Origin of the sequence: Variovorax sp. dw_954 (genome assembly GCF_018449755.1) — a bacterium.
GTDB lineage: Bacteria > Pseudomonadota > Gammaproteobacteria > Burkholderiales > Burkholderiaceae_C > Variovorax.
This window is the reverse complement of sequence record NZ_JAAVVD010000028.1, coordinates 1-25,651: the sequence shown is the minus strand read 5'-3', so window position 1 is coordinate 25,651 and position 25,651 is coordinate 1. Positions and strand designations below refer to the sequence as shown.

The window sequence follows — 25,651 nt, the reverse complement described above, 5'->3', positions numbered from 1 at the left end:
GCTTTTAAAAGGAGTGGCTCATACCCGCTTCGTAGCCCCTGGCCGAGCGCGGCGCGTAGCCGGCGAAGGCCGCGAAGGCGCCGCTCGGCTGTGGCGGCACGCCCATCACGGTGGGGTTGTTCTTGCCGTTGTGGATGCTGGTGAAGGCCGTGGTGGCATACAGCAGCGTGCGGCGTGAGAAGTTGTAGGTCAGGCCCAACGAGAACTTGGAGATCGCCGCATCGGGATTGACCAGCGACGGCACCGCCGCGTTGTCCGGCTTGTACTTCACATAGCCGTAGCTGCTCTTGATGCGCACCGGGCCGACCGGCACCGTCACGCCGACCATCGCGCCGTCGTAGTCGGCCGAGGTGGATGCGGCCGCGCCGGGCAACGTGAACTTCGAGTCGTTGGTGGCACGCGAGAGTTCGCCCGCGAGCTTCATGAAGCCGAAGTCGTAGGTGGCCGCCAGGTTGGCGGTCTTGACCTGGGTGTCGGTCAGAGGCGTCGCAGCGGGTGGCAGCGCATCGATCGCCGTGCTGACGCCGTAGCTTGCCGAGACGTCGAGCCCGCCGTTGGCATAGCCGACGCGCATGCCGAAGAACTGCCCGCGCTTGCTCGGGCTGTCGAACTGGGACGAGCTTTTCACGTTCTCGTGGAAGCTTCCCATCGCCTGAGCGAAGAAGCCGCCCAGCGTGTTAGGCGTGAAGTAGCCGATCGTGTTGTTGACGAAGATGTAGTTCGCCGGGCCGCCGGTCGGACCGGCCAGCAGGCCGCCGCCGGGCAGCGCGGTGAAGACCGCCAGGCGCGCGTTCACCATGCCGATCAGGTTGGCGCCGACACCGGTGTTGAGGAAGGGGTCGGTCACCGTGTCCGCCACGAAGGTCGGCGACACGTCGCGTCCCAGCCGGATCTCGCCGAAGCCGCCGCTGAGGCTCACCGTCGACCGGCGCGAAGACAGCGGCTGCGTGCCGTCATCGACGTTCAGCGATTGCTCCAGCCAGAAGCTCGCCGCCAGCCCGCCGCCCAGGTCTTCAGTGCCGCGAAAGCCCCACCGGCTGGGCACGTAATTGCCGCTGGTCAGCGCGGTCTGGCTGAGCGTGACGGACGCGGGCCGGGCCGCATTGATCACGCCGACGTTGTCGCTCTTCATGCTGTAGTAGCTGACGCCCGCATCGACGATGCCGAACACGGTGAGCGAGGATTGGGCCGAGGCGGCGCCTGCGAGTGCGAGGAGTGCCAGCGATACCGAGGTTTTTTTCATGGATGGTTTCTTGTCTCTGTTTCTTGTGATTCGTCGCGATCGAGGAAGGCAGGCATTCAGCCCGGGCCGACCTCGAAGTCGATGTGGCTGAACTGCCCCTCGAAGAGCGCGATCGCCTCCAGCACCTTTGGCCGGAACGCGGCACGCTCGGGCGAGGCCAGCATCGCGTCGATGTCGGCACGGCTCGCGAAGTCGACGACGATCTGGCAGCAGATGCCGGGCGGGTTGTCCTCGCGCTTGCGCGGCCACCAGGCCTTCACGCCGCGCACGCCGGGCAAGGTGCGCAGGCCGGGCACCACCGACTCGTTCATCAGCGACTCGAACTTTTCTTCCATGCCGGGCTTGGCATTGCCAACCCAGAAGGCGGAGCGTACCCACATGCCGCTTACTCCACCGCGGCCGGCTGCTTAGCCGGCACGAAAGGCGTCATGCGCAAGGCGACGCGCTTGCGCCAGTTGCCGTAGGGCTCGTAGCCTTCACTGGTCTCGCAGAGGGACTTCGTCAGCGCGACGATTTCCTCGTTGGTCTTGCTGAAGTCCAGGGGGATCAGGAAGGGCTGCGTGATGTACCAGTCGGAGTCGACGAAGAACTCGAGGTTGTTGCCCTCGGGGTCGTGCGCATAGATGCTCCAGGCGATGCCATGGTTGGCCGGGAACAGGTTGCCGCCGCCCTCGGCCTCGAGGCGCCTCTGGATGTCGCGCAGGTCATCGAGCGAACCGACCTTGAACGAGATCTGGTTGATGCTCGGGCCGAATTGCGGGTTGGCCGTGTTGGCGGGCAGTTCCTGCGGGCGACCGGTGGCCAGCACGATCTGGTGATGGTCTTCCGGGCTGCGCGAGAGGAACACCAGTTCCATGCCGCCGGCATTGCCGCGGTCGGTCACGGTGAAGCCGAGCACGTTCGTGTAGAACGCCTCCATCGGCGCGATGCGCTTCACGCTCAGGCCCATGTGGCTGAACATCAGGTTGGGGGCGGGCTTCGCCGTGGTCGTCATGGTGATCTCCTGCTTCTTGAAAGGATTGCCCGGTGCACTTTTGCATCGAGTTCGGGCGGATGCTATGGCTGCCCCTTCGTGCGGACGAGATTGAAATATTTCGTCGTTGATCAGGTTCTGGCATCGCAGGCGATGCCAGACGATCGTCGGCCCACGCGAGGCTTGCCCCACGCAGGACCGGTCGCTACTCAGCCGCGCACTGCAGCGCAAAGGCCAGCTGCTGCAACTGCAGCGCGCGCCCGATGTGGTGGAAGTCCATGCAATGCCCGGTGCCGTGCACCATAGCCGCGTCGACGCGGGACGACTTCGACAGCGCCTGCGCGAAGCTGTCGACCTCGCCTTGCCCGCAGATCCACAGACGATCGACCTCGGCCTGCCGGTAGTGCACCGGCACCGTGATGCTGCCCAGCGTGGCCGGTGCATTGGCGCTCCAGGTGCTGACGATGTCGACGAGTTCCGCCTTCGGCGCGCCGGCGCCGGCAAAGCCGGTCGAGGTGCCGGGCATGGCCGGGTCGTAGCTGCCTTCGGGGCCGAACATGAACTGGGCCTTGCCTTCGTCGGGCAACGCGATGATGGGAATGTCGGGCAGGCTTTCCCACATCGGCTTGTGCTCGGGCGGCGTGTGCATGCAGACGCCGGAGATGGCCAGGCCGATCAGCGGCAGGCCGTCGGGCTCGCTGGCGATCATTTCCGCCATCGTGCAGGCGATCGCGCCGCCGATGGAGTGGCCGATCAGCACGATGCCGCGCGTGCCGGCGCCGTAGCGTTGCCACGCATCCCTCAATGCCGCTGTGAGCGCCCTGGCCTGACCGCGCACTGTCCCTTCCGCGGGCGGCAGGATCGGGCTGTCGACATAGCCGGGACGGTCGGGCGCGATGATCGGGATGCCATTGGCTGCCGCCTGGTCGAACAGAGAAGCGCCGGGCACGTCGAAGTAGGCCGAGGTGTAGGTGCCGCCGTGAATGGCGATGACCAGCGGCGTGTTCGAAGGTAGCGTGCCGGCGGGGATGTTGTGGCGGCCCGAGAGGCCGCCGAACAGCGAGGCGGTGTGTTGTGTTGCGCTCAAGTCTTTGTCTCCTCGTTGTTGTGTGTCGATCCGCTCACGGAAGCGCTTCGGCCTGCAGCTTGTGCAGCGCAGCCGGCGAGTACCAGCCACCCGCGCGCACCACGCCCGCGATCCTGTGCAGGTTCGCCACGTCCGCGACCGGGTTCGCATCGAGCAGCACGAGGTCGGCATTCTTGCCAGCCTCCACCGTGCCCATCGTGCTTTCGCGGCCGAGATACTTCGCGCCGTTGATCGTCGCGATCTGCAGCACCTGCAGCGGCGAGAGGCCGGCCTGCGCGAACAGGTCGAAGTCCTGGTGCAGCGAGAAGCCCGGCACCACCCAGATCGAGCCGCCCGTGTCGGAGCCCGCGAGCATCGGCACGCCGGCGTCTTGCAGAAGCTTGGTGAACCGGAGTTGCAGCGTGAAGAAGCGCTTGAAGATCTCGCGGTTGCCGGCGGAGACGCGCTGCGGGAACTGCGCGCCCAGCTCGCTCCACATCTGGCGCACGGGCGGGGGCATGAAGCGGTTGTTCGGGTCGGCCTTGTAGGCCGGGTCGTCCGCGATCTCCATCGTGCGCAGGCGGATCAACGTCGGCACCTGCCACGAGTTGTCCTTGATGAGTTCGCCTGCCAACTCCTTGCACTTGCCTTCGTCGTAGCTGTCGAGCACGCGCTGCATGCTCTCGAACTGCGGCGGCTTGGTCATCATCATCGGGTTGGCGATGATGCGCACAAGCATGGCTTGCATGGCCGGCGTGGTGGGGCCGACCTGCGGCGGCTCGCCGTGCGTGTGCTGGACAAAATCGCGGATCGGCGCCTCGTCGCGCGAGCAGCCGAGCAACATCACTTCGAGCGGGCCGAGGTGCTCGATGGAACGCATCGTCTTTGCGCCCTCGCGCACATTGATGTCCATGTTCATGTGACCCGAGTACGGCAGCCCCTGCGCCTTGGCTTCCGCGCCCGCGGCGTAGAAGTTCTTCGCGGAGAGGCCGACGGTCTTGATGAAGTCTGCCCCTTGCTGCTTCTGTTTGCGCACCTCCGCGACTGCGGCATCGGGTGTGGGCGTGAGCGAATCGGTCAGGATGGTGCCGGGGAGCGCCAGCAGCTCCGGCGCCTGCGGATAGGCAAGCTTGCCGTCGCGGCGCGCCTGCAGCAGCTCGGGCGAGCTCGACATCTGGCGGTAACCGGTGACGCCGTTGGACAGCATGAGCTTGAGCGCAGGCCGCGGGTCCGGTGCGTTGAGCGGATGGGCATGCATGTCGAGGTAGCCGGGCACGATGAACTTGCCGCGCGCGTCCACCGCATGGGCCTCGCCGCGCGCGACGATGGCGGATGCACGGGCGATCCTGGCGATCTTTCCGTTCTCGATGACCACGCTCATCTCGGGCGACAGGCTGCCGTCCTTCACGTTGACCACGGTCACGCCCTCGATGACAAGGCCCTTGTCGACCACGGTCTTCAGCGCTGTCGCGGCGGTGGCTTGCAGGCCGAGGGTGGCCATGAGCAGCGCCAGCAAGGCGTGAGGCAGGCGGGCGCCCGACCGGATGTCATGATGTTTCTCGCAATGCAATGCGGGTCTCCTGATGGTTTTGCCGCGCGATACTACGGAGCCGGCTGCCAGCCGGACAGATAGGAAAAGCGCGCTGGCGATGCCTATCCGCTATCGGCTCGTGTCAGCCCGGGAGGCAGGCGGACCAGCCGGTCATGACCTGACGCGCCTATTCCGTTGCCCGCGTCACCGCTCCCCGCATCAACGTACAAAAGTACTCCCCCACCGGCGTCAACGGCAACGCCACCCTGCGCACGATGCAGATCGGCAGCGCGCTCAGTTCCTCCTTCACCTCGATCCGCTGCAAGCTGTCGCTGAACAGCGGCGCGCGCGCCCACTGCACCGGCAGCATCGCGAGCATGTCCGACTGCACGATCGAAAAGAAGAAGGTGAAGGCCGAGTGGCCGCGCACCACCAGGCGGGGCAGCGGCAATCCGTGGCGCAGGAAGACGGGGCACAGTTCGTCCTCGGCGCGGTAGGTGGCCGAGGTGGTCACCCACTCGGTGCCGACGAGTTCGGCCAGCGACATCGCATCCGACAGCGGATGCCCGATGCGCCCGAATATGGCGCGATGGTTGTCGAACAGCTTCTCGACCTCGAGCCGCGGCGACAGGTCCAGCGGCGCGGGTCCGATGTAAAGGTCCATCGCGCCGTCGAGCAGTTCCGCCTCCACGCTCGGCACGACGCCGTCGATGATCTCCAGCCGCACGTCGGGATAGCGTTCGTGGAACGGGCGCAGCGCGCCGGGCAGCAGCGCCATGTGCGCGACGCTGCTGAGACACATGCGGATCTGGCCGTGCATCGCGCCACGCGCCTGGGCAATTTCGTCCTGCGCCCGCCGCAGTTCGCTTCGCACGGCACGCGTGCGTCGCAAGAACAGTTCACCCATCGACGTGAGCGAGACACCCTTGGCACGGCGCTCGAACAGCGTCACGCCAAGCTCCTTCTCCAGCTCCTGGATGCTGCGGCTCATCGCCGGCTGTGCGACACCCAGTTGACGCGCCGCCGCGCGCAGGCTGCCGCGCTCGGCGACGGCCTGGAAATCGCGCAGGGCGTTGAGCTTCATCTAAGCCTTGCTTCTCGCTTCCGCATCTTCCATGAACTGGGCCAGCACCTGGTTGAACTCGTCCGACACCAGTTGCGGAAAGTGGTGCGGCGACGCGATGTTCAACCGTCGGCCGTTGCCGATCTCCGCCACGGTGTCGCACACCGCGTCGAAGGCCGGGCTCCATCCGCCGGAGATCACCAGCAACGGAATGCCGGCGCGCTTCACCGCTTCGAGCTCGCTCTGCAGCGCATCCTTCGATGGCAGCCGCAGCTTGCGGATGGCCACGCCCATGCGCTTCAATTCGGCAGGGTCCGCGCCGCCGCGCAGTTCGGGCGGGATGTTGACGAGCTTGATGAAGCGCAGGATGCGCGTGGTTGGCGAGAAGCTCAGGAACAGGGCCTTGACCATGCCGAAGACGAAGCGCTTCACCACAGGCTTGTGGATCGCCAGCGCGGCCATGGCGGGCTCGATGATGGTGAGCGAACGGACGGCGCCAGGTCGCTTCGCGGCGGCGGCGAGCGCCACGCATCCGCCGAAGGAATGACCCACCAGGTGCGCGCCGTCGCCCAGCAGGTCGGCCACCAGGGCGCCATCCAGATCGGCATCGTCGGGACGACCCGGATCGGGGGTGCGGCCGTGGCCGGGGCGGTCAGGCACGATGAGCTGCCAGCCACGACCCGCCAGGCTTTGCTGCGTGGAGAAGTGCGTCGAGCCACCCACGACGCTGCCTTGCGCGCTGCCATGCACCAGCACGACCTTCGGACCGGCGTCACCCCATCGCGTGATGTGCATTGCGTCCTTCCCGCTCATGACAGCTTGCCTTGATTGCCAATGGCAGCGGTGACCAGGATCATCTTGATTTCCTTCTTTGATTTACTTTGCCTACATGCCGACGTATTCGCGCAGCAACTCGGGCTGTGCGCGCAGTTCTTCGGAGCGCCCTTGCCAGACGACGCGCCCCTTCTCGACGATGAAGTGCCGGTCGGCCAGCCGCAGCAGCGGGGCGATGTTCTTGTCGATGACGATGAGCGACAGGCCCTCGGCCTTGAGGCGGGCGAGGCAGTTCCAGATCTCGCTGCGCACCAGCGGCGCGAGGCCCTCGGTGGCTTCGTCGAGGATCAGCAGCGTGGGGTTGGTCATCAGCGCGCGGCCGATGGCCAGCATCTGCTGCTCGCCGCCGGAGAGGTTGCAGCCCAGGTTGCGCTCGCGCTCCTCGAGGCGCGGGAACATGTCGTAGACGCGCTGCAGGGTCCACGGGGGCTGGCGGCCGCGGCGGTTCTCCGCGGTGGCGACGAGGTTCTCGCGCACCGTGAGGTTCGGAAAGATGCGACGGCCTTCGGGCACCAGGCCGATGCCGGTGCGTGCGACGCGGTGCGCGGGCTGCCCGGTGATGTCTGCGCCGCCGATGTGCACGGAGCCCTTGCGCGGCGCGAGCATGCCCATCACCGTCTTCACAGTCGTCGACTTGCCCATGCCGTTGCGGCCGATCAGCGTCACGACCTCGCTGGAGCGCACGTCGAAGGACAGGCCGAACAGCGCCTGGCTGGCGCCGTAGTGGGTCTCGATGCCGTCGACTTCAAGCAATGCGCTCATGGCGAATCTCCCACGCCCGGCACTTCGTGTCGCGGCGCTGCGCTCATATCACCTCCAGGGGATCACCAAGGTACGCGAGCCGCACCTCGGCATCGTTGCGAATGTCCTCGGCCGTGCCGCACGCGATCGGCCGGCCGTAGACCATCACCGTGATGCGATCCGCCAGTGCGAACACCGCGTCCATGTCGTGCTCGACCAGCACGATGCTGTAGCGGCCCTTGAGCCTTTCCAGCAGCGCGACCATGTCCTGCGATTCCTGGTGGCTCATGCCAGCCATCGGTTCATCGAGTAGCATCACCTGCGGCTTCAGCGCCATCGTCATCGCGAGCTCAAGCTGCCGTCGCGCGCCATGCGCCATCTCCGACACGCGCGTCTTCGACTGGCTGCCCAGTCCCACTTGATGCAGCAGGAGCTGCGCAGGCCGCACCAGCGTCAGGTCTTTCGCCACCGCCTTCCAGAACGCGAAGCTGCCGCCGCTCGCGCCCTGCACCGCCAGCATCACGTTCTGCAGCGCGGTGAACTCCGGGAACACGGAAGTGATCTGGTAGCTGCGCGCGATGCCCATGCGCGCACGGCGCTGGACCGACTCGTGCGCCAGCTCCCTGCCATGCAGCTGGATGCTGCCCTCATCGGGCAGCAACTCGCCGGAGAGCTGGTTGATCAGCGTGGTCTTGCCCGCGCCGTTCGGGCCGATCACGGCGTGGATCTCGCCCGGGTTGACATCGAGGTCGAGGCGGTCGGTCGCGACCAATCCGCCGAAGCGCTTGACCAGCCCGCGCACACGCAGTACCGGCGTCACGGTGTTCATCATCATTCGCGCCCCTTGTCGCGCGCAGCGATGGCGCCGTAAATGCCGTCCTTGAGCTTCAGCGCGACCAGCACCGCCAGCACGCCGAGCACACCGAGCCAGTGGTTGCGCACCAGTTCATCGAGCGCGCCCCAACCACTGTGAAACGAGGCAAAGGCTTCCTCCAGCCACAGCCACAGCACGGCGCCTAGCAGCGGCCCGATCAGCGTGCCCAGCCCGCCCAGCACCACGATGACGACGAGGTCACCCGACACCGTCCACTGCATGTACGAGGGCGAGACGAAGCGCGTCATGTTGGCCAGCAGCACCCCGGCCAAGACGCACACCAGGGCGGAGAGCACGTAGGCCGCGAGCTTGACCTGCAGCGTCGGAAAGCCCAGCGCCAGCATGCGCCGCTCGTTCGACTTGCAGCCGCGCAGCACCATGCCGAAGCGCGCATGCACCAGCCGATGAAAGCAGAAAAGCACGGCCATCAGCAGCCCGAAGATCAGGTAGTACAGCACCACGTTGTCGTTCAGGTCGACAAAGCCGAAGTCGCTGCGCGCAGCGAGGCTGAAGCCATCGTCGCCGCCGTACTGCTTGAGGCTGATCGCGAGAAAGTAGTACATCTGGGCGAAGGCCAGCGTGATCATGATGAAGCCCACGCCCTTCGCCCGCAGGCAGACGAGGCCGATGACCGCTGCCAGCAACGCACCCGCGCCGAGCGCTACGCCCAGATGCACCCAGCCGTTGCCGATGCCATGGAACGAAAGCATGCCGACCGCGTAGGCTCCGATGCCGATGTAGAGCGCATGACCGAAGCTCACCATCGCGCCATAACCCATGACGAGGTTGAGGCCCGTCGCGGCCAGCGCGAAGATCATCATTCGCGAGACCAGCGTGACGTAGAAGCTTTGACCCATGAAGTGCGAGAGCACAGGCACCACCGCGAGCAACGCGATGAGCGCGCCCGCGATAGAGAGGCGCAGGCTTGTTCGGGGGACACCGTGGAACCGGCTTCGCCGGGCCACCGGTGTCGCCCCCGGCGAGGGGGTTGGCGGAGCGACACGCAGTGCGCGAAGCCTGGGGGAGAGCTTTGAGCTATCCATGCTTCACCGGGAACAGCCCCGCCGGTTTGACCGCAAGCACGATCGCCATCAGCAGGTAGATCAGCATCGACGCGATCGCCGGCCCGGCCGCCTGCGCCAGCGAGCGCTCCACGATCTCGCGCATCAGCCCCGGGAGAAACGCTCGCCCGATCGTGTCGACGATGCCCACGATCAGCGCGCCATAGAACGCGCCGCGAATCGACCCGATGCCACCCGTCACCAGCACCACCAGCGCCAGGATCAGGATCGGCTCACCCATGCCCGGCTGCACCGAGAGGATCGGCCCCGCCATGAGCCCCGCCAGGCCGGCCAGCCCGGCGCCCGCAGCGAACACCAGCGCATTGAGCTGCCCGATGTTCACACCCAGCGCCGCCACCATGCCCGCGTCCGACGCACCCGCGCGGATCAGCATGCCGATGCGCGTGGCGTGCACCACCCAGTACATGCCCGCGCCGACCACCAGCCCCACGCCGATGATCGCGAGCCGATACGCCGGGTACGAGAAGCCGGCCACATCGACCGTGCCTGCCAGGAACTCCGGCACCGGAATGAAGATCGGCGACGGCCCCCAGCCGAAGCGCGCGACCTCGTTGAGGAACAGGATCACGCCGAAGGTCGCCAGCACCTGGTAGAGATGGTCGCGCTCGTACAGCTTCGACACCACGATCCGCTCCAGCACCAGCCCCAGCACCAAGCTGCCCGCGACAGCAGCCACGGCCGCGAGCAGGAACGACCCGCTCCATCCATGCACGGTGGCCGCGATGTACGCCCCCATCATGAACAGCGAGCCATGTGCGAGGTTGATCACATGCATGATGCCCAGCACCAACGTCAGCCCGGCCGAGAGCAGGAACAGCAGCACGCCGAGCTGAAACCCGTTGAGCAACTGCGTGAACAGCAGCGAGGCCGTCATGCCGCTCGCCTCACTTCATCGCGCACTGCGCGTGGTATGAATCCTGGTAGTCCTTCAGCGGCGTCGCGATGGTCTTCAGGCTGATGCGGCCCTTTCCATCCTTCGCCACTTCGAGCGCGTACCAGTCGTTGATCGGGAAGTTGTTGTTGCCGAACTTCAGCTCGCCGCGCGTCGACTTCGGGATGCCGGCCTTCAACGCGGCCTGCAGCGCCGGCTTGTCGGCCACGTTGCCCTTGACCTTGCCGATCGCCGTGTCGAGCAGCAGTGCCGCGTCATAGCCCTGCGCCGCGAACAACGAGGGGATGCGGTTGTACTTCTTCTCGAAGGCGTCGACGAACTCGCGGTTCACCGGGTTGGGCAGGTCGGGGCCCCAATAGTGTGTGGTGACGAGACCCAGCGCGGCATCCTTCAGGGCCGGCAGCGTGGTCGCATCCAGCATCGCCGAGGACTGCAGCGGAATCGTCTTGTTCAACCCTGCCTGCTGGTACTGCCGCACGAAGTTGACGGCCAGCGCGCCGGGGAAGAAGGCATACACCGCATCGGGCTTGGCCGCGGCGATCTGCGCGATCTCGGCAGAGAAGTCCGGCTGCGACATGCCGGGCAACAGCTCGTCGAGCACCGTGCCCTTGAACTGCCGCTTGAAACCTTGCAGCGCGTCCTTGCCCGCCTGGTAGTTCGGCGCGATCAACACCATGCGCTTGAAGCCCTTGTCGTTGGCGTACTTGCCCGCGGCCTCGGCATGCAGGTCGTTCTGCCAGGAGACGATGAACTGGTAGGGCGAGCACTGCGCACCCGCCATCGCAGACGGGCCGGCATTGGTGCCGATCAGGAACACCTGCTTCTCGGTGATGGGCCGCTGTATCGCCATCATCACGTTGGAGCCGATCACGCCGACGATGATCGGCGTCTGCTCCTTCTCGATGAACTTCTGCGCGATCTGCAGGCCGACGTCGGGCTTGAACTGGTCGTCTTCCTTCAGCACCTGCACCGGCACGTTGCCGAGCTTGCCGCCGCGCTGCTCGATGCCGAGCATGAAGCCGTCGTAGTTGTCCTGGCCGATCGCGCCGATCGGGCCGGAGAAGGTGCCGAGGTAGCCGATCTTGATGGGTGCCTGCGCATGCGCGGGCATGAGCGTCGCGGCGCAGATAGCCATGACGGCGGCGACGACGGTGGTCTTGAAATTCAGCATGCGCTTGTCTCCGTTTTCTTGTGTTCGATTCAGTGCGTCAGGGCCTGCGCCGTGGCTTGGCCGGTCACCTGCCGCATCACGCCGGCGCCGTCCTGCGGCCATGTGTCGCCACGCCATGCGACGTGCTGGTCGGGGCGGATCAGGGTGAGGCGCGAGCGATAGAGGCCCGGCAGTCCTGGCTCGCTCGGTTGGATCACCTGCAACGGCACGCCAGCCGCCTGCGCCGCCTTGCGCGCGGCCGCGATCTCGTCCGGGTTGGCCTTGCCGCTGTCGAGCAGGGTGAAGCCCTGGCCGAAGTGGTCGTAGAGCGAGGTGCCGTCATGCAGCCACGCATGCGGCGCCAGATGGCCGGGCCGCGACGAAGGCACGTAGTTGAGGAAGTCCGGCGGCGGCGCCTCGGTGCCGTCGCCCGCGATCACCGGCGAGTTCTCGTAGCGGTAACCCAGCACCACGCCCAGCGTGTTGAACTCGCGCAGCTTGGCGGATGCCACGCGCGCACCGACGGCGGCACGCAACTTCTCGCCGCATGCGTTGTCGTCCTCCAGGCCGTCCTGCCAGAGCTGATGACCCAGCGTGCCGTGGTTGGCAACAGCTTCATTGATGACGTAGCGGTGCAAGGGCGCGCGTTCGGCCGCGTAGCTGTCGAGCAGCCTGGGGCCACCCCAGCCTTGCACCATCGCCGCCAGCTTCCAGCCGAGGTCCACCCCGTCCGCCACGCCCATGTTCATGCCGTAGCCACCCATCGGCGGATGCAGGTGGCAGGCATCGCCGGCGAGGAACACGCGACGGTCGCGGTAGGTGTCGGCCACCAGGCTGCTGGCCACCCATTCGTCGGAGCTCAGCACTTCATAGGGCAGGTCGATGCCGGTCGCCTTCCGGATCAGGTCGGGCGCGGCATTGACGTCGAAGTTCGCGTCCTTCGGCACCGCGGTGGGCATGAAGAACCACTTCTCGCCGCGGTCCATCGGGCCGATGATGCTGGGCACATCGGCATTCACCTGCCAGTACATGATCGCCGGGCCATGCCTGTGCGCCTGCGCGAGGCCCGGTGCATGGAACACCACGTTGTAGTTGCGCGAGAGGCCGTAGTTGCCTTCCATCTTCGCGCCGATGGCGTCGCGCACGAAACTGCGTGCGCCGTCCGCGCCCACCATGTAGTCGCTGCGCACAGTGAAGTCCTTGCCGGCCGCCGTGTCACGTATCCGTGAGATGACTCGCGAGCCGTCCTGCTCGAAGCCCTGCAGTTCGCAGTTGAAGCGGATCTCGACGCCCGGCAGCGTCTGCGCGTGCGCGCGCATCACTTCTTCCAAGGTGTACTGCGGGATCCATTGCGAATGCTCGGAATAGAGCGGGTTCTTGCCCGGTGCGCAGTAGAGCGCGTTCTCGAAGCGGGCCAGCTCGTGGCCCGCCAGCCGCGTCACGAACAGCACGTTGGACGGGTAGTCGATGCCCAGCGGCGATTGCGCCTTGAGCTTGTCGGCGATGCCCCAGCGGCGCATGTGCTCGCGGGTGCGCAGGTTCGTGGTCTTGGCGCGCGGCGCAAAGCCCACGCGCGGATTGCGCTCGACCAGCAGGCAAGGAATGGAACGGTGCCCCAGCTCGATGGCCAGAGCCAACCCGGTCGGCCCCGCGCCGACGATCAATACCCGCCTGTCGACTGCATCGCTCACGTTGTCCCCATCTCTCGGTTTTTGAGTGTGGGGCGATCGTAGGGACACCGGAGTGAGGCCAGAAGATACAAAAAGCCGGGGACTGATCAGCGGATGGCATCGCTGGCAGCATGGATCAAGATTCGGCGCCATGCACAAAAGGCCCGCAGGAGCGCAAGTGGCATACCACTTGAACAACATCGGTACTTTCCTGCCGCGCGTCACGCGCGTGCGCATGCGGGAAGGCATCGAGACCTACATGGCGCGCAAGCAGCCACTCATCATCATTGCCGGTGCCGACTACGGGCAAGGGTCGTCGCGCGACTGGGCTGCCAAGGGTGTTCGGCTCGCGGGCGTCGAGGGGAAAGCGTTCACATCACGCGCTTGCCGGCGGCTGCGCGCCGGTCGTCCTTGCAATGCAATGCGCGAAGAACGCAGCCGCTGGCGTGAGTGGCGTGTCGGCGCGCGTGAGCATCGCGAGTTCGAGGTCGAAGGGGTCGATCCTGCAGTCCTCGATCGCGACGATGTCGCGCGTCTCGGCATTGCCCAACAGCGGCTCCGGCATGAGGCTGACCGCGTCGGAATTGCGTTGCAGCGCGAAGGCCTGCAGCGCATCGCAGATCAGGTGGCGCTTCGGCGGCTCGACGCCGCTGCGGCCGAACATCTCCGTCATGCGCGATTGCCGGGCTTCGTCGAGCCGCCGTGTGTAGATCCACTCGCACTCGACGAGCGCCTGCGGCGTTGGCGCCGCCAGCGCCGGGTGGCCCCGGCGTACCACCACGCGCTGGCGAATGCGCCGAAGGTGCTCGATGCGAAACTCGTCGCCCTGCAGCTCGCCCGCGTCGGCTGCGACCAATGCCAGGTCGAGCGTTCCGTCGCGCAGGCGGGGCAGGACCCGCTGTATGAGGCCGTCGCTGAACTCGATGTCCACCTTCTGATAGCGCTGCCGGAACCACCTGAACGCGTCGCCCAGAGCCGTCAGCGTGACGATCGGATTCAGCGCAACCTGCAGCGTGCCGGCGTCGTCCCCGCCCGCTTGCCGCAGTTCCTCATAGGCCAGATCGACCTGCCGGGTGACCAGCCGCGCACGCGCGAGCAGGCGTTCGCCGGCCTCGGTCAGGTGAATCCCGCGCGAGCCCCGGATCAGCAGCGGCACACCGGCATCCTCCTCCAGCAGATGCATCGCCTTCGTGACCGCCGACTGCGACAGGTGCAGGCGGCGCGCGGCGGCGCGGATGCTGCCGTGCGTCACCACGGCGACCAGCGCCCTGAGCTGCTGCATGGTCATGGGTTCAGCGACCTCCAAAGGTGTTCACGAAGCCGATTTTGACTCTTCCGGAGGTCAGTCGTGGTGCATAGCATCCTCCGAATCACATCCCATTGCCCCAAGGAGTACACATGCTGACCCGACGCCATCTGATTGCCGCCAGCGGCACATTGCCTATTGCGATGTTTGCGCCCGCCTGGGCCGCCACCGCCTGGCCCGCCAAGCCGATCCGCATCGTCGTGCCTTCGCCGGCCGGTTCGCCGGTGGACGCAATTGCTCGCAAGCTCGGCGAGTTGTTGGGCAAGAGTCTGGGTACCCCGGTCGTTGTCGACAACAAGCCGGGCGCGATCGGAACCATCGGCGCGGGCGAGGTTGCACGCTCTGCGGCGGACGGCTACGCCTTCCTGTTCACCACCAGCGATCCACTGGTGGCGGCGAGCGTGATGGTCAAGAAGCTGCCCTACGATCCTCGCAGCGGCTTCCTGCCGATCAGCAAGGTAGCCAACAGTGCGCCCGCACTGGTCGCGCACCCGCGGGTCAAGGCCAACAGCGTTTCAGAACTCATCGCCGAGATGAAGGCACAGGGCAACAGCCCAAGCTACGGATCGTGGGGGCCGGGCACGATCCCTGTGCAGGTGATGGAATCGGTGGCCCGCCAAGCCGGCGTGCGCTTTGGCGAAGTTCCGTACCGCGGTTCGCCACCGGCCTTGCAGGACCTGCTCGGCGGGACGGTGGACCTGACCTTTGCGGCACCGTTCGTGGCCGCGCCGATGATCGCGGAAGGCAAGATGAAGGCGCTCGCCCTGGTCGGCGCAAAGCGTTCGGCCGTGCTCCCCAATGTGCAGACCTTTGCCGAGGCCGGCTTCAGCTCATACGTCTTCACCAACGAGATATGGGTCGGACTTCTGGCACCGGCCGGACTGGATGCAGCGATCCAGCAAAAGGTCGCCTTGGCAGTGCGCGCCGCCGTGCAAGGCGCCGACTTGAGCGGCTTCCTGGCCAACATCGGCTTCACTCCCGTGGGCAATGCGCCAGCGGAGTTCGAACGGGAGCTGCTCGCCGAGGCCGCAGCCATTCCTGCGTTGCTTCGGGACCTGGGCATCCAGCCGCTGTAGTTTCATTCACCAACCGAAAGACGAGCATGCCGACCATCCATCTTCCAGACACCAGCCTGTACTACGAGAAGCAAGGCGAGGGCCACCCCGTTTTCTTCATTCACGGCGGCGGAGGCAACTCCATGGCCTTCTACCAGCAGGTGCCCTTCTTCCGCGATCGCTATCAGGTGATCACGGTCGACCTGCGCGGATTCAAGCATTCGCGTTGCGCGCCCGAAGCGGTCCATCCGCGGCACTTCCCCGATGACATTCGCGCGATCATGGATGCCGAGGGCATAGCACGCGCAGCCTTCGTCTGCCAGTCGCTCGGCGCCTGGGCGGGCCTTCCCATTGCAGTGCGAACGCCCGAGCGCGTGTCGTGTCTGTTCATCAACGGCTCGCCGACGCCAGCCTATTCGACGCAGAACTGGAAGGTGATCCAGCGTGCCAACGGGATCTTCCTCGGGCCGGATTTCTCCCGCGGCGCCGGGGTCGGTTGGAACCGCGAGACGCTGAAGGCGCGGCCCGACCTGATCTTCCTGTATTCGCAGATCAAGGCGCTGAACCCTCCGTTCGATTCATCGACCATGATGGACGACAGCATCAAGCTTTACCCCGCCGATTTCGACAACTACAGCGTGCCGACCGTCGTCGCCGGCGGATCGCACGACGACTTTCTCAATTCCGAGAGTCACTTCCATGCCGCGAGCCTGATCCCAGGTGCAGAACCCTATACCTTCGAGGATTCGGGCCACTCGGCGTACTTCGAACATGCGACCGAATTCAACACGGTGGTCGACCGGTTCCTGCAGCTGCACGCGCCGTCACGCGCGGGCAACTGATGCGCGGCCGACCGGTTGGACGCGCGGCCGGCAAACCGATCATTGAAAATGATCGATCGCTAAGGAATGCTTATTTGTTCAAATCGATGAGAAGGCGCATGCTGTGCATTGCATCGAATCAACAACTTGCCTTCTTAACGCAGGGAAATCAAACATGTCATCCAAGGCACTCGGCGAAGCCAATCCCTCATTGCTGGCGCAATGCCCCGTTCATCCAGTTCCCGCCAATGCGGCGGACTTGCCCGTTCACATCACAGAGTGCGGAGTCAAGGGCCCGCCGGTATTGTTTGTCCATGGGGGCGTACAAGGGGGTATTGGCGGCGGTCCGGTCAACTGGAAAGGGCAGCTTCCACTGGCCGACATGGGCTGGAAGCTCAGGCTGATCGATCGCCCGGGGTTCGGCGAAAGCCCGTCCCGGGGACCCGATGACATGCACGCGGATGCGGCGTTGATTGCCGAACGGCTGGGCCAGAGCAGTCACCTGATCGGGCATTCCTTTGGTGGCGCCGAATCACTGCTGGCAGCGGCGCTGCGGCCGGAAGCGGTGCGTTCGCTCATCCTCGTAGAACCGGCATTGCAGATGATGTTGTCCACCGATCCGCAAAGCGCGGCGGACCCTGCGACGAAAGGAGCGGCCGAGATCATCATGAAGTACCTGCTGTCTGGAAAGACACCCGCAGACTACGCCATTGGATTCGTCGGCTCGCTGGGTTCAAGCGACGGCGCCGACAACGTGGCTGTGGCAGGACTCAAGGCAGATCCGGATCGCGCCACGGCCATGGGCTGCTCATTGCTGCGTGCCCACATGGCTTCGGCAACAGAGCAGCGCGCAGCCGCCGACAAGGTCGCCGCCGCCGGCATTCCGGTGCTGATCATTTCCGGCGGATACAGCGCGTCCCAGGGCGCCACCGGCGAGGCTCTCGCGCGTTTGACTGGCGGACGGCATACCGTCCTTCAGGAAGCTCCGAGCCATTTCCTGCAACAGGATTGTCCGGATGCCTTTAACAGGGTGGTCGACGCTTTCCTGCGCGACGCAGAAGCCAAGCACAGTCAGGCAGCCTGAATCGAACTGGCCCGACCATCCCTTCAAAAGGATGTCGGGCCATTCCCAGAAAGTGACTGACGACAGAAATCAAGCGGACAGCCACGCCTGGCCGTCGGCCTTCATGGACTGCTCGAGCTTGCTGCCTCGCGTGGCGAACACTCGCCCGAGCGGAAAGCCGCTCTTCTCCAGCACATAGGCCAGCGCCGCGTATTCGCGCGGGTAGCGCGCAACCATCGCGGGGTCTATGTCCCTTGGCCCTGCCGGAAAGGTGAAGCTGCCCATGTCGTACACGCTCTGGCGGCGCAACAGCTTCCACACGCCATCGCGTCTTTCGGCCATGTCGTAGAAGCGGTTGTGCACGGCGCAACCAAGCTGCAGCTTGACGTTCTCGCCGACGATCACGGCATTGGTCTCGACGATGGCCTTGCCGCCGTTGAGCGTGGCAACGGGCGTGCCGATGAGGTGCTTGGTCTGCAGGTCGGATGCGCCCATGCGGATCGAGCCGTCGACGAACTCGCCGAACGAGCCTTCGAACCAGGTCACTTCGATGGTGCCGTCAGGGTGGAAAAGTTCGCGCAGTGCATCCCAATCACCCAGATCACGATGGATCCAGCCGGTGATTAGGTCATTGAGCGCGAGTCGGTCTTCGAGGTAGGTGTTCATGATGCCGTGAAGCATCGCTCTTTCCGGCGATCAAATCCAATACGTTGTTCTCACTGATTGATCAATAGAATTGATTCATTCAAATCGAGCCGCTGTCAGGAATACGAGGATCCCATGACCCAATCTGGGTGAATTGGACAACATGCGCATGCATCGATTCACCTGAACCAGGAAGGCTTAAATCGTGGAACTGCGTCACCTCCGGTATTTCATGGCGGTCGCTGAAGAAGCCCATTTCGGCCGCGCCGCCGAGCGCCTGCACATCGTCCAGCCCGCGCTGAGCATGCAGATCCGGGCGCTGGAAGAAGAGTTGGGCGGGCCCTTGTTCATTCGCACCAGTCGCCGTGTGACGCTGACGGAGGCCGGCACCCTGTTCATGGCAGAGGCCCGGCGCACGCTGGACCAGGCCGAGCACGCCCGCGAGACTGTGCGACGCGCCCTGCGCGGCGAAACCGGGCGCGTGCGCGTCGGCTTTGCCGGCAACGCGGTCTTCAGCGGCAAGCTCATGAGCGACTTGCGGGAGTTTCGCAAAGTGCATCCCGGTGCCGAACTCGTCGTGCAGGAAATGGCGCCCGATCTGCAGGCCGATGCAATCCGTACAGGTCAGCTCGACATCGGCTATGCGCCCGTAGAAGGCCTGGCCTGCGACGGCGTCGAATCGGTGCGAATCGGCTCGTGGCCCTTCGTCGTGGCCATGCCTGCGGACCATTCCTTGGCAACGCGCAAGCGACTCACGCCAAAGTCCATCGCGACGCAGCCTCTCATCGTCTACGCCATGGGAAAGGCCGACGAAGACCTGCTGACTGCCCTCCAGGTCTTGATAGGCCGGCCGCCCGAGGTCGCCTATCGCGTCGGCAGCACGCTGACGGTGCTCGCGCTGGTGGCAGCCGGTCTCGGCATTGCCGTCGTGCCGGCGCCGGTGGCCGACGTGCCCGTACCTACGCTGGTCTATCGGCCGATCGATGCGTTGGGACAAGTGGCCGGGCTGTTGCTGCTGAGTCGCGTGGAAGAAACGACGGGCGCAGTCATCGCGTTCCGGGAATTGGCGCGACGCAAAGTGAAACCTTGAAGGGCTTCGCGATTCAGGCCATCAGTACAGATGATCAATTGATTGAAATCTAATATTAGTGTTGATCGTTGAATGGGAACATCCTTGCGGGCATCCATTCACCGAGAAGCACATCATGAAGATCATCTGCATTGAAGAGCACACCGTCGATGCCGACCTCGCCAGGGCCGGCATGGCCAACCTGAAAGCCGAAGCACCCTACATGGCCGATTGGGGCAGCCGCGTCGAAGACCGGCCCGAAAGCTTCAACGACCACCGCCCGCACTTGGTCGCACCGCCGGTGTCGCTGGAGCGGGCCGGCGACGTCGGGTCCAAACGCATCGCCGACATGGATGCGCACGGCATCGACATGCAGATCGTGTCTTACAGCAATTCGGTGCAGATGGTGCCGGCTGCGCAGGCCACCGACCTCGCCCGTGCCGCCAACGACCGACTGGCCAAGGCCGTTCAGGCCCATCCGACGCGATTCGGCGGCTTTGCCGCCTTGCCGTGGCAGCACCCGGAGGCCGCGGCGGCGGAGTTGGAGCGTGCGGTGAAGCAATTGGGCTTCAAGGGCACCCTGCTGGTGGGCCGCCCCGGCGAGACCTTCCTGGACGACCCGCGCTACGAGCCGGTGCTGGCCAAGCTGGACGAACTGCAGGTACCGGTCTACGTCCACCCCGGCGTGCCGTTGCCTCAGGTGCGGGAGCCCTACTACGGTGGGCTGGACAAGGAAGTCAGCGCGCGTCTCTCGATCTTCGGCTGGGGCTGGCACCACGACGCCGGCACCCAGGTCATCCGGATGATGCTGGCCGGCGTGTTCGACAAGTTTCCCAAGCTGCAGGTCATCAGCGGGCATTGGGGCGAGATGGTGCCTTTCTACCTGCACCGGATGGACGACACGCTGCCGCGCGAAGTGACCGGCCTGTCACGCACGATCTCTGACACCTACCGCCAGCACGTCTACGTGACGCCCAGTGGCATGCTGAACCTGCCGCACTTCGAGTTCGTCCACAAGGTGGTCGGTGCAGACCGGCTGATCTACGCGGTGGACTATCCCTACCTCACGAACACCGGTGCACGGGAGTTTCTGGAAGCTTTGCCCATCAGCCAGGACGACAAGGAAAAGTTCGCGCACAGGAATGCGGAAGCGTTGTTTCGCCTGTAAGGCTTGGAGACACGGGGGGCCGTTCCTGCCGAGTTGGGCGGTCTTCGATGCATGACTCCAAAGTATTGGGGGCTTTGCATCTTGAGGAGCGCTTCCCGTGCAGGTCAAGCCCGCAAACTCCGAAGTGGCGCTAACGGATCTGCAGGTCCCGCGGCGAACCGGCGAAGGTCGATCCATCCCCTCACCACCGCCGGACGCCAGATGCAAAGCCATCTTGTCGAACAGGAGTTTGACTCGCGTCAGCTTCAACCGGGCTGAGGGCACCATGATCTTCACCCACCGTTCCACCAACGGGAATTGCTCCAGCACAGGGACGAGTTGCCCGGCCTGCAGGGCGTCGGCAACACTCGGCCGCGCAAGCTGGACGATCCCTTGCCCGCCGCATGCGGCGGCGCACAGGTAGTCGGCGTCATTGGTGATGAGGACGGGCCGCACGTCCACTTCCACGCGCCCTTCCGCCGAGCTGAATCCCCAGATCGTCCGGCAATCGAAAACGCGAGGCACGGGTGATCGATCAGGTCGCGGGGATGCAGAGGCGCCTCGCGCCGGGCGAGATAGGAAGGGGCTGCGCAAAGGAGTCGGGGAAAGGCGCGGATGACCTGCTCGATGACGTCTGGAAAGGACATCTGGTGCATCCCGACCGCGATGTCGAAGCCCTCCGTCGCCGGATTGCCACCCCTGTCGGACGCGATGATCTCGAGCTGGACGAGCGGGTTCTCTGCGCGGTAGGCGGCGAACAGATCACCCAGGCCGCGCCTGACAAAAACCGCTGGGGCCTTGATCCTGATCGGACCCTCGATGCTGCCGGGGTTCAGGATCGCGCCGCTGACCATGTCGTTGTACGACCGGATCATCTGGCGCGCATGTGTGAGGTAGCTTTGCCCTGTGTCCGTCAGCGTCAACCGCCGGGTCGATCGTTCGAAGAGCGTCGTCTTCAGATCCCACTCGAGCGCGTCGACCCGCTTCATGATGACCGAAGGCGAGACGTACGAGTTGCGCGCGGCTTCGGAGAAATTGCCGGCGTCCGCAGTCGCGATGAAAGCCTTCAGCTTCGACAACAGATCCATCGTGGAATGTTCAGGATGAAGTCAGGGCCTCGGATTCGATGGCACGACGGATTTCGGCTTTCGACCACAGGCGATCGTGGTGCGCCTGGCAACTCGGACCCAATGATCCGATGCCGTTGACGACAGACCAGTGCTCGAGATAGAAGAGCGCGAAATCAGCGATGGTCATTTTGTCGAAGAGCCAGTCCTTGCCGTTGATCTGCCGTTCTGCCCGATCGAGCCCGGCCTGGAATATCCCGAGACCGAATGCCTTGACCGCTGCGTGATCGGACTCGCTCGGCGCAAATTTCTCGGGCCGGCGAACACGAGTGTAGCCCTGCATGTGCACGGTGAAGACGAGATGCTCGGTCATCTCCATCACGCGGATCTCGCCTTCGATGTCTGTCGGGATCAAGCCCCGTGCGGCATGGGTGCGGGCCAGATAGAGCGCGATCACAGGGAACTCGGTGAGCAGCGATCCGTCATCACGAATCAGTGCAGGCACCTTCCCTTTGGGATTGATCTGCTTGTACGCCTCGAACTCGGGCGTTCCGGAACGCGCCGCCTTCTCGATCTCGAACGGCTGGCCGAGCTCGGCGAGCAAGGCATGTATTCCGATAGAGCAGGCACCGGGCAAAAAATAAAGCTTCATTCAGCACTCCAATGTGAGGGGGAAGGTGGCGGCGACTTGCGTTGAGGCGGCACGGCGGTGTGCCGATTGGGTGACCCCGCGGCCTATCGCAAGCGCCTGCATTCTTGTCGTCTATACGATGAACGTTTCCAGCACGCCGATGCTGTCCACACCCGCCTCGACCCGGTCACCGGGCTTCAGGTACCAGGCGCGCGAATCCGGCTTGTGATGCAAGGCCACGCCTTCGGGCGTACCGGTGCTGATCATGTCCCCGGGGACGAGGCCGAAGCGCGACCAGAACGCGACCATCTGCTCGAAGCCGAAGATCAGGTCGCGGCAGTCCGAATGCTGGCGCAGCTCGCTGTTGACCTTCAGCCAAAGGACCAGGCCGTTGGGGTCGGGGACTTCATCCGCGGTGAGGATGTAAGGGCCGATGGGTCCGAAGCCTGGGAAATTCTTGCCCAGCATGATCATGCCGTTGTCCATCTCGCGGAGCTGCCATTCGCGTGCCGACAAGTCGTTGAAGATGGTGTAACCGAAGATGGCGCTGGCTGGGTCGACGTCGCTGTCCGCATCGATGGCCTTGCCCAGTACCAGCACGATCTCCACTTCGTAGTCTAAATCGAGAACGTCCTTCGGTCGCTTCACCTGGCTCTTGTGCGGGACCATCGTGCGCCCCAGTTTCACGAAGCCCGTGGGGAAGTCACTGTGCAGCTTGCTGGCGCTGGCAGCACTGCCCTTCATCGACTCCATCTTGTGGCGCCCGAAGTTGCGGCCGGCGCTGAACATGGACTTGGGCGGCACTGGGGTCAGCCACTGCACCTGGTCCGGGTCGTCCATCCAGAAGGGATCGTTGCGATGCGTGGCCCAGGTAAGCAACTCGCGCGTGGCATCCATCGCCGGCGCACGCCCACGATCAACTCCATCACCGAGGCTGGCGCGCTGGGTCCACCGCGGGCAGCAGCAGCTTTCGCGACATCGACCAGCAGTTCACTGCCCGATGACGACGTGACAACACCGAGCCGCTCGGTACCGGCAGCAGATTGGTAGCGTGCAATTCTCATGTGGTTCAGTCGGCGCTGGCACCGGTGCGCTTGACGATGGCCTCATAGGTCACTGTGTCGCGATCGATCAACTTCGCGAGCGCGGCAGGCGTCATCGGATCCGGCACGTAACCGAAGGTCGCGAATTTCTCGGCGACTTCAGCCTGTTTGAGCGCCTCGTTCAAGCTCTGGTTCAGCGTGGCGATCACGGCAGCCGGCGTGCCCTTGGGCGCCATCAACGCAACCCAACTGCGCGCCTGCACGCCCTTGGGACCACCCGCCTCCTCCAGCGTCGGGACACTTGGCAAACTGGCCGACCGGGTGTCATCCGCAATGGCGAGGAAGCGAACCTTGCCGCCCTTGAGCAGCGCGCCGGAACTGGCCAGGCTGCCCATGGTCCAGTCGACCTCGCCGTTCGACACCGCAATGTTGAGCTGCGAGATCTCCTTGTAAGGCACATGCGTCATCCGGGTTCCACTGGCCGCTTCGACTTCCGCCGCGCCCAGGTGCGGCGGGCCACCGACCGAGGTGGAGCCGTAGGTGATCTTGCCCGGCGCGGCGGCGGCTGCGGCCAGCAGATCCTTGACGGTGCGATAGGGGCTGTTGGCCCCCACCACGATAAAGAACGATGTGTGAAGCAAGCCACCCACCGGCACGAAGTCGTTCTTCGGGTCGTAGGGCAGCTTCTTGAACAAGGAGGGGTTGATGGCCAGATGGCCCACGTCGGCCAGGAAAAGGTCGTAGCCCGTCGGCGGCGCCTGCTTCGCCACGTTGGCAGCAAGGAAGCCACTGCCGCCTGGCCGGGGATCGATGACGACGCCCTGCTTCCAGTTGGCGCCGAGTTTTTCCGCAACGACCCTGATCGCCGCATCGGGTCCGCTGCCCGAGGAAAAAGGGGAAATGATACGCACCGGCTTCGTCGGGAAGGACTGCGCATCGGACTGTGCCGAGGCAAGCGGGGCGACCAGGCCGAGGCCAATGCCTGCGGCCAGAAAAGCGAAGGACCGTCGTTTCATTTCTTGTCTCCAGACTTATTTTGATATGCGGCGCGATGAGCCCGCGTCGCGGTGGGACCGCTCAATTCGATGTCACTGCATGGGCGGGGTGTTCGAGCCGAGCCAGAAGGTGCTTGAGCAATTGAACTTCGCTCGGGTCCAGGTTGCCCTGCACATCGGCCTCGCTCGACTTTCGTATCGCGATGAGCTTCATGACCGCAAGGCGGCCTTCGGTGGTCAACCTGACCCTCGCCTCACCGTCTGCCGAGTCGACCTTGTGAAGCAAGCCAAGCCCGATGAGCTTCTGGACGATCGCGGTTGAGATCGCCTGCCCGCGAACCTTCTCGCTGCGCGCCACGATCTCCGGCACGCACAGCCCGTCTTCCCGGCCAATGATGCTGAGGACGGCGTACTCCTCCGATGTCCATCCATGGTGCTCGAGTTCGTTGATCACGGCCTGCCGTGTCCGGAAGTAGGCGTTCGAGACCTGGTACAGCAGATCGTCCGCCGACAGGTTGCTGAGCTCGTCCACCGGTTGCGCCGATGCATTGCCTTGCTTGGGCAGCAACATGCCATAGCGCCCACCATGGAAGACCAGCGGCTTGCGCGCGGAATGGCTGAAATCAAGAATCTCGCCGACGAAGATGACGTGATCGCCGCCCTCGTACTGGTAGGCCACCTTGCAGGCGAAGCGGGCCATGCAGTCCGGCAAAAGCGGGATGCCGGCCGGCCCGCGTTCGATGGCAACGCCCTCGAAGCGGTCTGCGATCTTGCTCGCGAAGCGCGAGGAAAGCGCCTCCTGATCGGCAGACAGGATGTGCACGGCGAAATGCGTGCCGTTGCGGAAAGCGTCGAGATTGGCGGACGTTCGCGCGAGGCTCCACAGCACCATCGGTGGGTCGAGCGACACGGAGGAGAAGCTGTTGGCCGTCAAGCCGATGTCCGAGCCGGCCGGGCCCGACGTGGTGACGATCGTCACACCCGTTGCGAAGGAGCCGAAGGCGTTGCGCAAGGTGCGCGGATCTGGTGGGGTCAATACCGGGCTGTTCATCCTGAGTCTCCAATCTTGGGGGCGATGCCTGAGCAAGGGCGGGGCTACGGATGCAGCCCCGCTCAGGATCAAGCGCCAGCCTTGGCGGCGCGTGTTTTTGCCTTGTCCGCCAGGTAACGCTCGAGCGTTGCCAGAGGCGGCCGGCTCCCGTCCAGTTCCGCGACCGGCACGCCCGAGAAGTGAGTCGCTTCGGTGAACCAGCACTCCTGCGGCGGCAGGCCCCAGCGCAAGGTCAGGCCGGGCACTTTCACATCCCAGCGCACCGGCTCGACCTCGCTGTCGATCAGCAGGTAGTGATCGCAGAACAGTTCCACCCGGTGGCCATCGGGGTCGCGCAAGTAGACGAACAACACGCCCGCCGGACCATGTCGTCCGGGGCCGCGTTCCACCACGTCGCCCATGCCCATGTTGCCGGCGACGTCACAAGCACGCAGGATGCTGTGCGAATCCGACACCGTGTAGGCGAAGTGATGCAGGCGCGGGCCGGGATTCTCGAGAAACACGATGTCCTGCGTGCCGGGCTTGCGGAACATGAAGGTCAACCCGATCCGGCCTTGTGGGACGTTGCTGTGCGCAGTTGCGGCTACATCCAGTCGCGACAGGCAGTCAGCAATGCGCTGACGACAATGATCGCTTGAT

Annotated in this window: 26 protein-coding genes and 1 pseudogene; 6 read left to right on the top strand and 21 right to left on the bottom strand. The window is 64.9% G+C overall.

Features of this window, described 5'->3' with window-relative positions:
- Window positions 1-4: 4 nt before the first annotated feature.
- From HB681_RS31105 to HB681_RS31045, 13 genes are all read right to left on the bottom strand, one after another.
- Complete coding sequence (locus HB681_RS31105) at window positions 5-1,243, bottom strand: porin (RefSeq protein WP_213958753.1); 1,239 nt, start codon at window positions 1,241-1,243, stop codon at window positions 5-7.
- Window positions 1,244-1,299: 56 nt separating this feature from the next.
- Complete coding sequence (locus HB681_RS31100) at window positions 1,300-1,623, bottom strand: hypothetical protein (RefSeq protein WP_213958752.1); 324 nt, start codon at window positions 1,621-1,623, stop codon at window positions 1,300-1,302.
- 5 nt (window positions 1,624-1,628) lie between these two features.
- Window positions 1,629-2,237, bottom strand: coding sequence for a VOC family protein (locus tag HB681_RS31095; protein ID WP_213958751.1), 609 nt, complete (start codon window positions 2,235-2,237; stop codon window positions 1,629-1,631).
- 184 nt (window positions 2,238-2,421) lie between these two features.
- Window positions 2,422-3,303 carry an alpha/beta hydrolase gene (locus HB681_RS31090; protein WP_256354370.1) on the bottom strand — a complete coding sequence of 294 codons (882 nt, stop codon included), beginning with the start codon at window positions 3,301-3,303 and terminating at the stop codon, window positions 2,422-2,424.
- Between the two features lie 34 nt (window positions 3,304-3,337).
- Complete coding sequence (locus HB681_RS31085) at window positions 3,338-4,783, bottom strand: amidohydrolase family protein (protein WP_213958749.1); 1,446 nt, start codon at window positions 4,781-4,783, stop codon at window positions 3,338-3,340.
- 217 nt (window positions 4,784-5,000) lie between these two features.
- On the bottom strand, window positions 5,001-5,897 hold the full coding sequence (locus HB681_RS31080; RefSeq protein WP_213958748.1) for a LysR substrate-binding domain-containing protein: 897 nt from the start codon (window positions 5,895-5,897) through the stop codon (window positions 5,001-5,003).
- Complete coding sequence (locus HB681_RS31075; RefSeq protein ID WP_213958747.1) at window positions 5,898-6,689, bottom strand: alpha/beta hydrolase; 792 nt, start codon at window positions 6,687-6,689, stop codon at window positions 5,898-5,900. It abuts the gene before it with no gap.
- 72 nt (window positions 6,690-6,761) lie between these two features.
- Window positions 6,762-7,472, bottom strand: coding sequence for an ABC transporter ATP-binding protein (locus HB681_RS31070; RefSeq protein ID WP_213958746.1), 711 nt, complete (start codon window positions 7,470-7,472; stop codon window positions 6,762-6,764).
- A gap of 43 nt (window positions 7,473-7,515) precedes the next feature.
- Window positions 7,516-8,286 (bottom strand): ABC transporter ATP-binding protein, encoded by a 771-nt coding sequence (locus HB681_RS31065; RefSeq protein WP_256354371.1) that lies wholly within the window; start codon window positions 8,284-8,286, stop codon window positions 7,516-7,518.
- Complete coding sequence (locus HB681_RS31060; RefSeq protein ID WP_256354372.1) at window positions 8,283-9,182, bottom strand: branched-chain amino acid ABC transporter permease; 900 nt, start codon at window positions 9,180-9,182, stop codon at window positions 8,283-8,285. The genes HB681_RS31065 and HB681_RS31060 overlap by 4 nt, the downstream gene beginning before the upstream one ends.
- 178 nt (window positions 9,183-9,360) lie before the next feature.
- Complete coding sequence (locus HB681_RS31055; RefSeq protein ID WP_213958744.1) at window positions 9,361-10,281, bottom strand: branched-chain amino acid ABC transporter permease; 921 nt, start codon at window positions 10,279-10,281, stop codon at window positions 9,361-9,363.
- 10 nt (window positions 10,282-10,291) lie between these two features.
- Window positions 10,292-11,470 (bottom strand): ABC transporter substrate-binding protein, encoded by a 1,179-nt coding sequence (locus tag HB681_RS31050; protein WP_213958743.1) that lies wholly within the window; start codon window positions 11,468-11,470, stop codon window positions 10,292-10,294.
- Between the two features lie 29 nt (window positions 11,471-11,499).
- Window positions 11,500-13,140, bottom strand: a complete 1,641-nt coding sequence (locus HB681_RS31045; RefSeq protein WP_345944785.1) for an FAD-dependent monooxygenase — start codon at window positions 13,138-13,140, stop codon at window positions 11,500-11,502.
- Between the two features lie 208 nt (window positions 13,141-13,348).
- On the opposite strand from HB681_RS31045, the pseudogene HB681_RS31040 reads away from it, so the two are divergent.
- A pseudogene (locus tag HB681_RS31040) lies at window positions 13,349-13,480 on the top strand (hypothetical protein); the annotation flags it as partial.
- 15 nt (window positions 13,481-13,495) lie between these two features.
- Here HB681_RS31040 and HB681_RS31035 read toward each other — a convergent pair.
- Complete coding sequence (locus tag HB681_RS31035; protein WP_213958741.1) at window positions 13,496-14,407, bottom strand: LysR family transcriptional regulator; 912 nt, start codon at window positions 14,405-14,407, stop codon at window positions 13,496-13,498.
- Window positions 14,408-14,517: 110 nt separating this feature from the next.
- Here HB681_RS31035 and HB681_RS31030 point away from each other — a divergent pair, with 110 nt between their 5' ends.
- The 3 genes from HB681_RS31030 (at window position 14,518) to HB681_RS31020 (ending at window position 17,385) form a co-directional block, all read left to right on the top strand.
- Window positions 14,518-15,501, top strand: a complete 984-nt coding sequence (locus HB681_RS31030) for a tripartite tricarboxylate transporter substrate binding protein (protein ID WP_213958740.1) — start codon at window positions 14,518-14,520, stop codon at window positions 15,499-15,501.
- Between the two features lie 26 nt (window positions 15,502-15,527).
- Window positions 15,528-16,322 carry an alpha/beta hydrolase gene (locus HB681_RS31025; RefSeq protein WP_213958739.1) on the top strand — a complete coding sequence of 265 codons (795 nt, stop codon included), beginning with the start codon at window positions 15,528-15,530 and terminating at the stop codon, window positions 16,320-16,322.
- A 154-nt stretch (window positions 16,323-16,476) separates the two neighbouring features.
- Window positions 16,477-17,385 carry an alpha/beta hydrolase gene (locus HB681_RS31020; RefSeq protein WP_213958738.1) on the top strand — a complete coding sequence of 303 codons (909 nt, stop codon included), beginning with the start codon at window positions 16,477-16,479 and terminating at the stop codon, window positions 17,383-17,385.
- Window positions 17,386-17,454: 69 nt separating this feature from the next.
- On the opposite strand, the gene HB681_RS31015 is transcribed toward HB681_RS31020, so the two are convergent.
- Window positions 17,455-18,045: a nuclear transport factor 2 family protein gene (locus tag HB681_RS31015; protein WP_256354374.1), complete on the bottom strand. Its 591-nt coding sequence runs from the start codon at window positions 18,043-18,045 to the stop codon at window positions 17,455-17,457.
- A 169-nt stretch (window positions 18,046-18,214) separates the two neighbouring features.
- Here HB681_RS31015 and HB681_RS31010 point away from each other — a divergent pair, with 169 nt between their 5' ends.
- Window positions 18,215-19,099 (top strand): LysR substrate-binding domain-containing protein, encoded by an 885-nt coding sequence (locus HB681_RS31010; protein ID WP_213958737.1) that lies wholly within the window; start codon window positions 18,215-18,217, stop codon window positions 19,097-19,099.
- Window positions 19,100-19,214: 115 nt separating this feature from the next.
- Window positions 19,215-20,246 carry an amidohydrolase family protein gene (locus tag HB681_RS31005; protein WP_213958736.1) on the top strand — a complete coding sequence of 344 codons (1,032 nt, stop codon included), beginning with the start codon at window positions 19,215-19,217 and terminating at the stop codon, window positions 20,244-20,246.
- Window positions 20,247-20,518: 272 nt separating this feature from the next.
- On the opposite strand, the gene HB681_RS31000 is transcribed toward HB681_RS31005, so the two are convergent.
- The 6 genes from HB681_RS31000 to HB681_RS30975 all read right to left on the bottom strand — a co-directional run.
- The gene (locus HB681_RS31000) at window positions 20,519-21,313 is read right to left on the bottom strand and encodes a LysR family transcriptional regulator (protein WP_213958735.1); all 795 of its coding nucleotides are present in this window, start codon (window positions 21,311-21,313) and stop codon (window positions 20,519-20,521) included.
- Between the two features lie 10 nt (window positions 21,314-21,323).
- The gene (locus HB681_RS30995) at window positions 21,324-21,944 is read right to left on the bottom strand and encodes a glutathione S-transferase (RefSeq protein WP_213958734.1); all 621 of its coding nucleotides are present in this window, start codon (window positions 21,942-21,944) and stop codon (window positions 21,324-21,326) included.
- Window positions 21,945-22,055: 111 nt separating this feature from the next.
- A complete protein-coding gene (locus tag HB681_RS30990) occupies window positions 22,056-22,820 on the bottom strand; it encodes a fumarylacetoacetate hydrolase family protein (protein WP_213958733.1) in 765 nt (254 codons plus the stop codon).
- A 172-nt stretch (window positions 22,821-22,992) separates the two neighbouring features.
- Window positions 22,993-23,982: a tripartite tricarboxylate transporter substrate binding protein gene (locus HB681_RS30985; RefSeq protein WP_213958732.1), complete on the bottom strand. Its 990-nt coding sequence runs from the start codon at window positions 23,980-23,982 to the stop codon at window positions 22,993-22,995.
- Window positions 23,983-24,043: 61 nt separating this feature from the next.
- Complete coding sequence (locus HB681_RS30980; protein WP_213958731.1) at window positions 24,044-25,012, bottom strand: flavin reductase; 969 nt, start codon at window positions 25,010-25,012, stop codon at window positions 24,044-24,046.
- 68 nt (window positions 25,013-25,080) lie between these two features.
- The coding region (locus HB681_RS30975) for a VOC family protein (protein WP_213958730.1) at window positions 25,081-25,651 on the bottom strand (571 nt) is incomplete at its 5' end.

Bases quoted from the DNA above. Each gene is read 5' to 3' on its own strand.
- HB681_RS31105 (WP_213958753.1), bottom strand. From the start codon at position 1,243: ATGAAAAAAACCTCGGTATCGCTGGCACTCCTCGCACTCGCAGGCGCC.
- HB681_RS31100 (WP_213958752.1), bottom strand. From the start codon at position 1,623: ATGTGGGTACGCTCCGCCTTCTGGGTTGGCAATGCCAAGCCCGGCATG.
- HB681_RS31095 (WP_213958751.1), bottom strand. From the start codon at position 2,237: ATGACGACCACGGCGAAGCCCGCCCCCAACCTGATGTTCAGCCACATG.
- HB681_RS31085 (WP_213958749.1), bottom strand. From the start codon at position 4,783: ATGGCCACCCTCGGCCTGCAAGCCACCGCCGCGACAGCGCTGAAGACC.
- HB681_RS31080 (WP_213958748.1), bottom strand. From the start codon at position 5,897: ATGAAGCTCAACGCCCTGCGCGATTTCCAGGCCGTCGCCGAGCGCGGC.
- HB681_RS31075 (WP_213958747.1), bottom strand. From the start codon at position 6,689: ATGAGCGGGAAGGACGCAATGCACATCACGCGATGGGGTGACGCCGGT.
- HB681_RS31070 (WP_213958746.1), bottom strand. From the start codon at position 7,472: ATGAGCGCATTGCTTGAAGTCGACGGCATCGAGACCCACTACGGCGCC.
- HB681_RS31065 (WP_256354371.1), bottom strand. From the start codon at position 8,286: ATGATGATGAACACCGTGACGCCGGTACTGCGTGTGCGCGGGCTGGTC.
- HB681_RS31060 (WP_256354372.1), bottom strand. From the start codon at position 9,182: ATGGGTCAAAGCTTCTACGTCACGCTGGTCTCGCGAATGATGATCTTC.
- HB681_RS31055 (WP_213958744.1), bottom strand. From the start codon at position 10,281: ATGACGGCCTCGCTGCTGTTCACGCAGTTGCTCAACGGGTTTCAGCTC.
- HB681_RS31050 (WP_213958743.1), bottom strand. From the start codon at position 11,470: ATGCTGAATTTCAAGACCACCGTCGTCGCCGCCGTCATGGCTATCTGC.
- HB681_RS31035 (WP_213958741.1), bottom strand. From the start codon at position 14,407: ATGACCATGCAGCAGCTCAGGGCGCTGGTCGCCGTGGTGACGCACGGC.
- HB681_RS31030 (WP_213958740.1), top strand. From the start codon at position 14,518: ATGCTGACCCGACGCCATCTGATTGCCGCCAGCGGCACATTGCCTATT.
- HB681_RS31025 (WP_213958739.1), top strand. From the start codon at position 15,528: ATGCCGACCATCCATCTTCCAGACACCAGCCTGTACTACGAGAAGCAA.
- HB681_RS31020 (WP_213958738.1), top strand. From the start codon at position 16,477: ATGTCATCCAAGGCACTCGGCGAAGCCAATCCCTCATTGCTGGCGCAA.
- HB681_RS31015 (WP_256354374.1), bottom strand. From the start codon at position 18,045: ATGCTTCACGGCATCATGAACACCTACCTCGAAGACCGACTCGCGCTC.
- HB681_RS31005 (WP_213958736.1), top strand. From the start codon at position 19,215: ATGAAGATCATCTGCATTGAAGAGCACACCGTCGATGCCGACCTCGCC.
- HB681_RS31000 (WP_213958735.1), bottom strand. From the start codon at position 21,313: ATGGATCTGTTGTCGAAGCTGAAGGCTTTCATCGCGACTGCGGACGCC.
- HB681_RS30995 (WP_213958734.1), bottom strand. From the start codon at position 21,944: ATGAAGCTTTATTTTTTGCCCGGTGCCTGCTCTATCGGAATACATGCC.
- HB681_RS30990 (WP_213958733.1), bottom strand. From the start codon at position 22,820: ATGGATGCCACGCGCGAGTTGCTTACCTGGGCCACGCATCGCAACGAT.
- HB681_RS30985 (WP_213958732.1), bottom strand. From the start codon at position 23,982: ATGAAACGACGGTCCTTCGCTTTTCTGGCCGCAGGCATTGGCCTCGGC.
- HB681_RS30980 (WP_213958731.1), bottom strand. From the start codon at position 25,012: ATGAACAGCCCGGTATTGACCCCACCAGATCCGCGCACCTTGCGCAAC.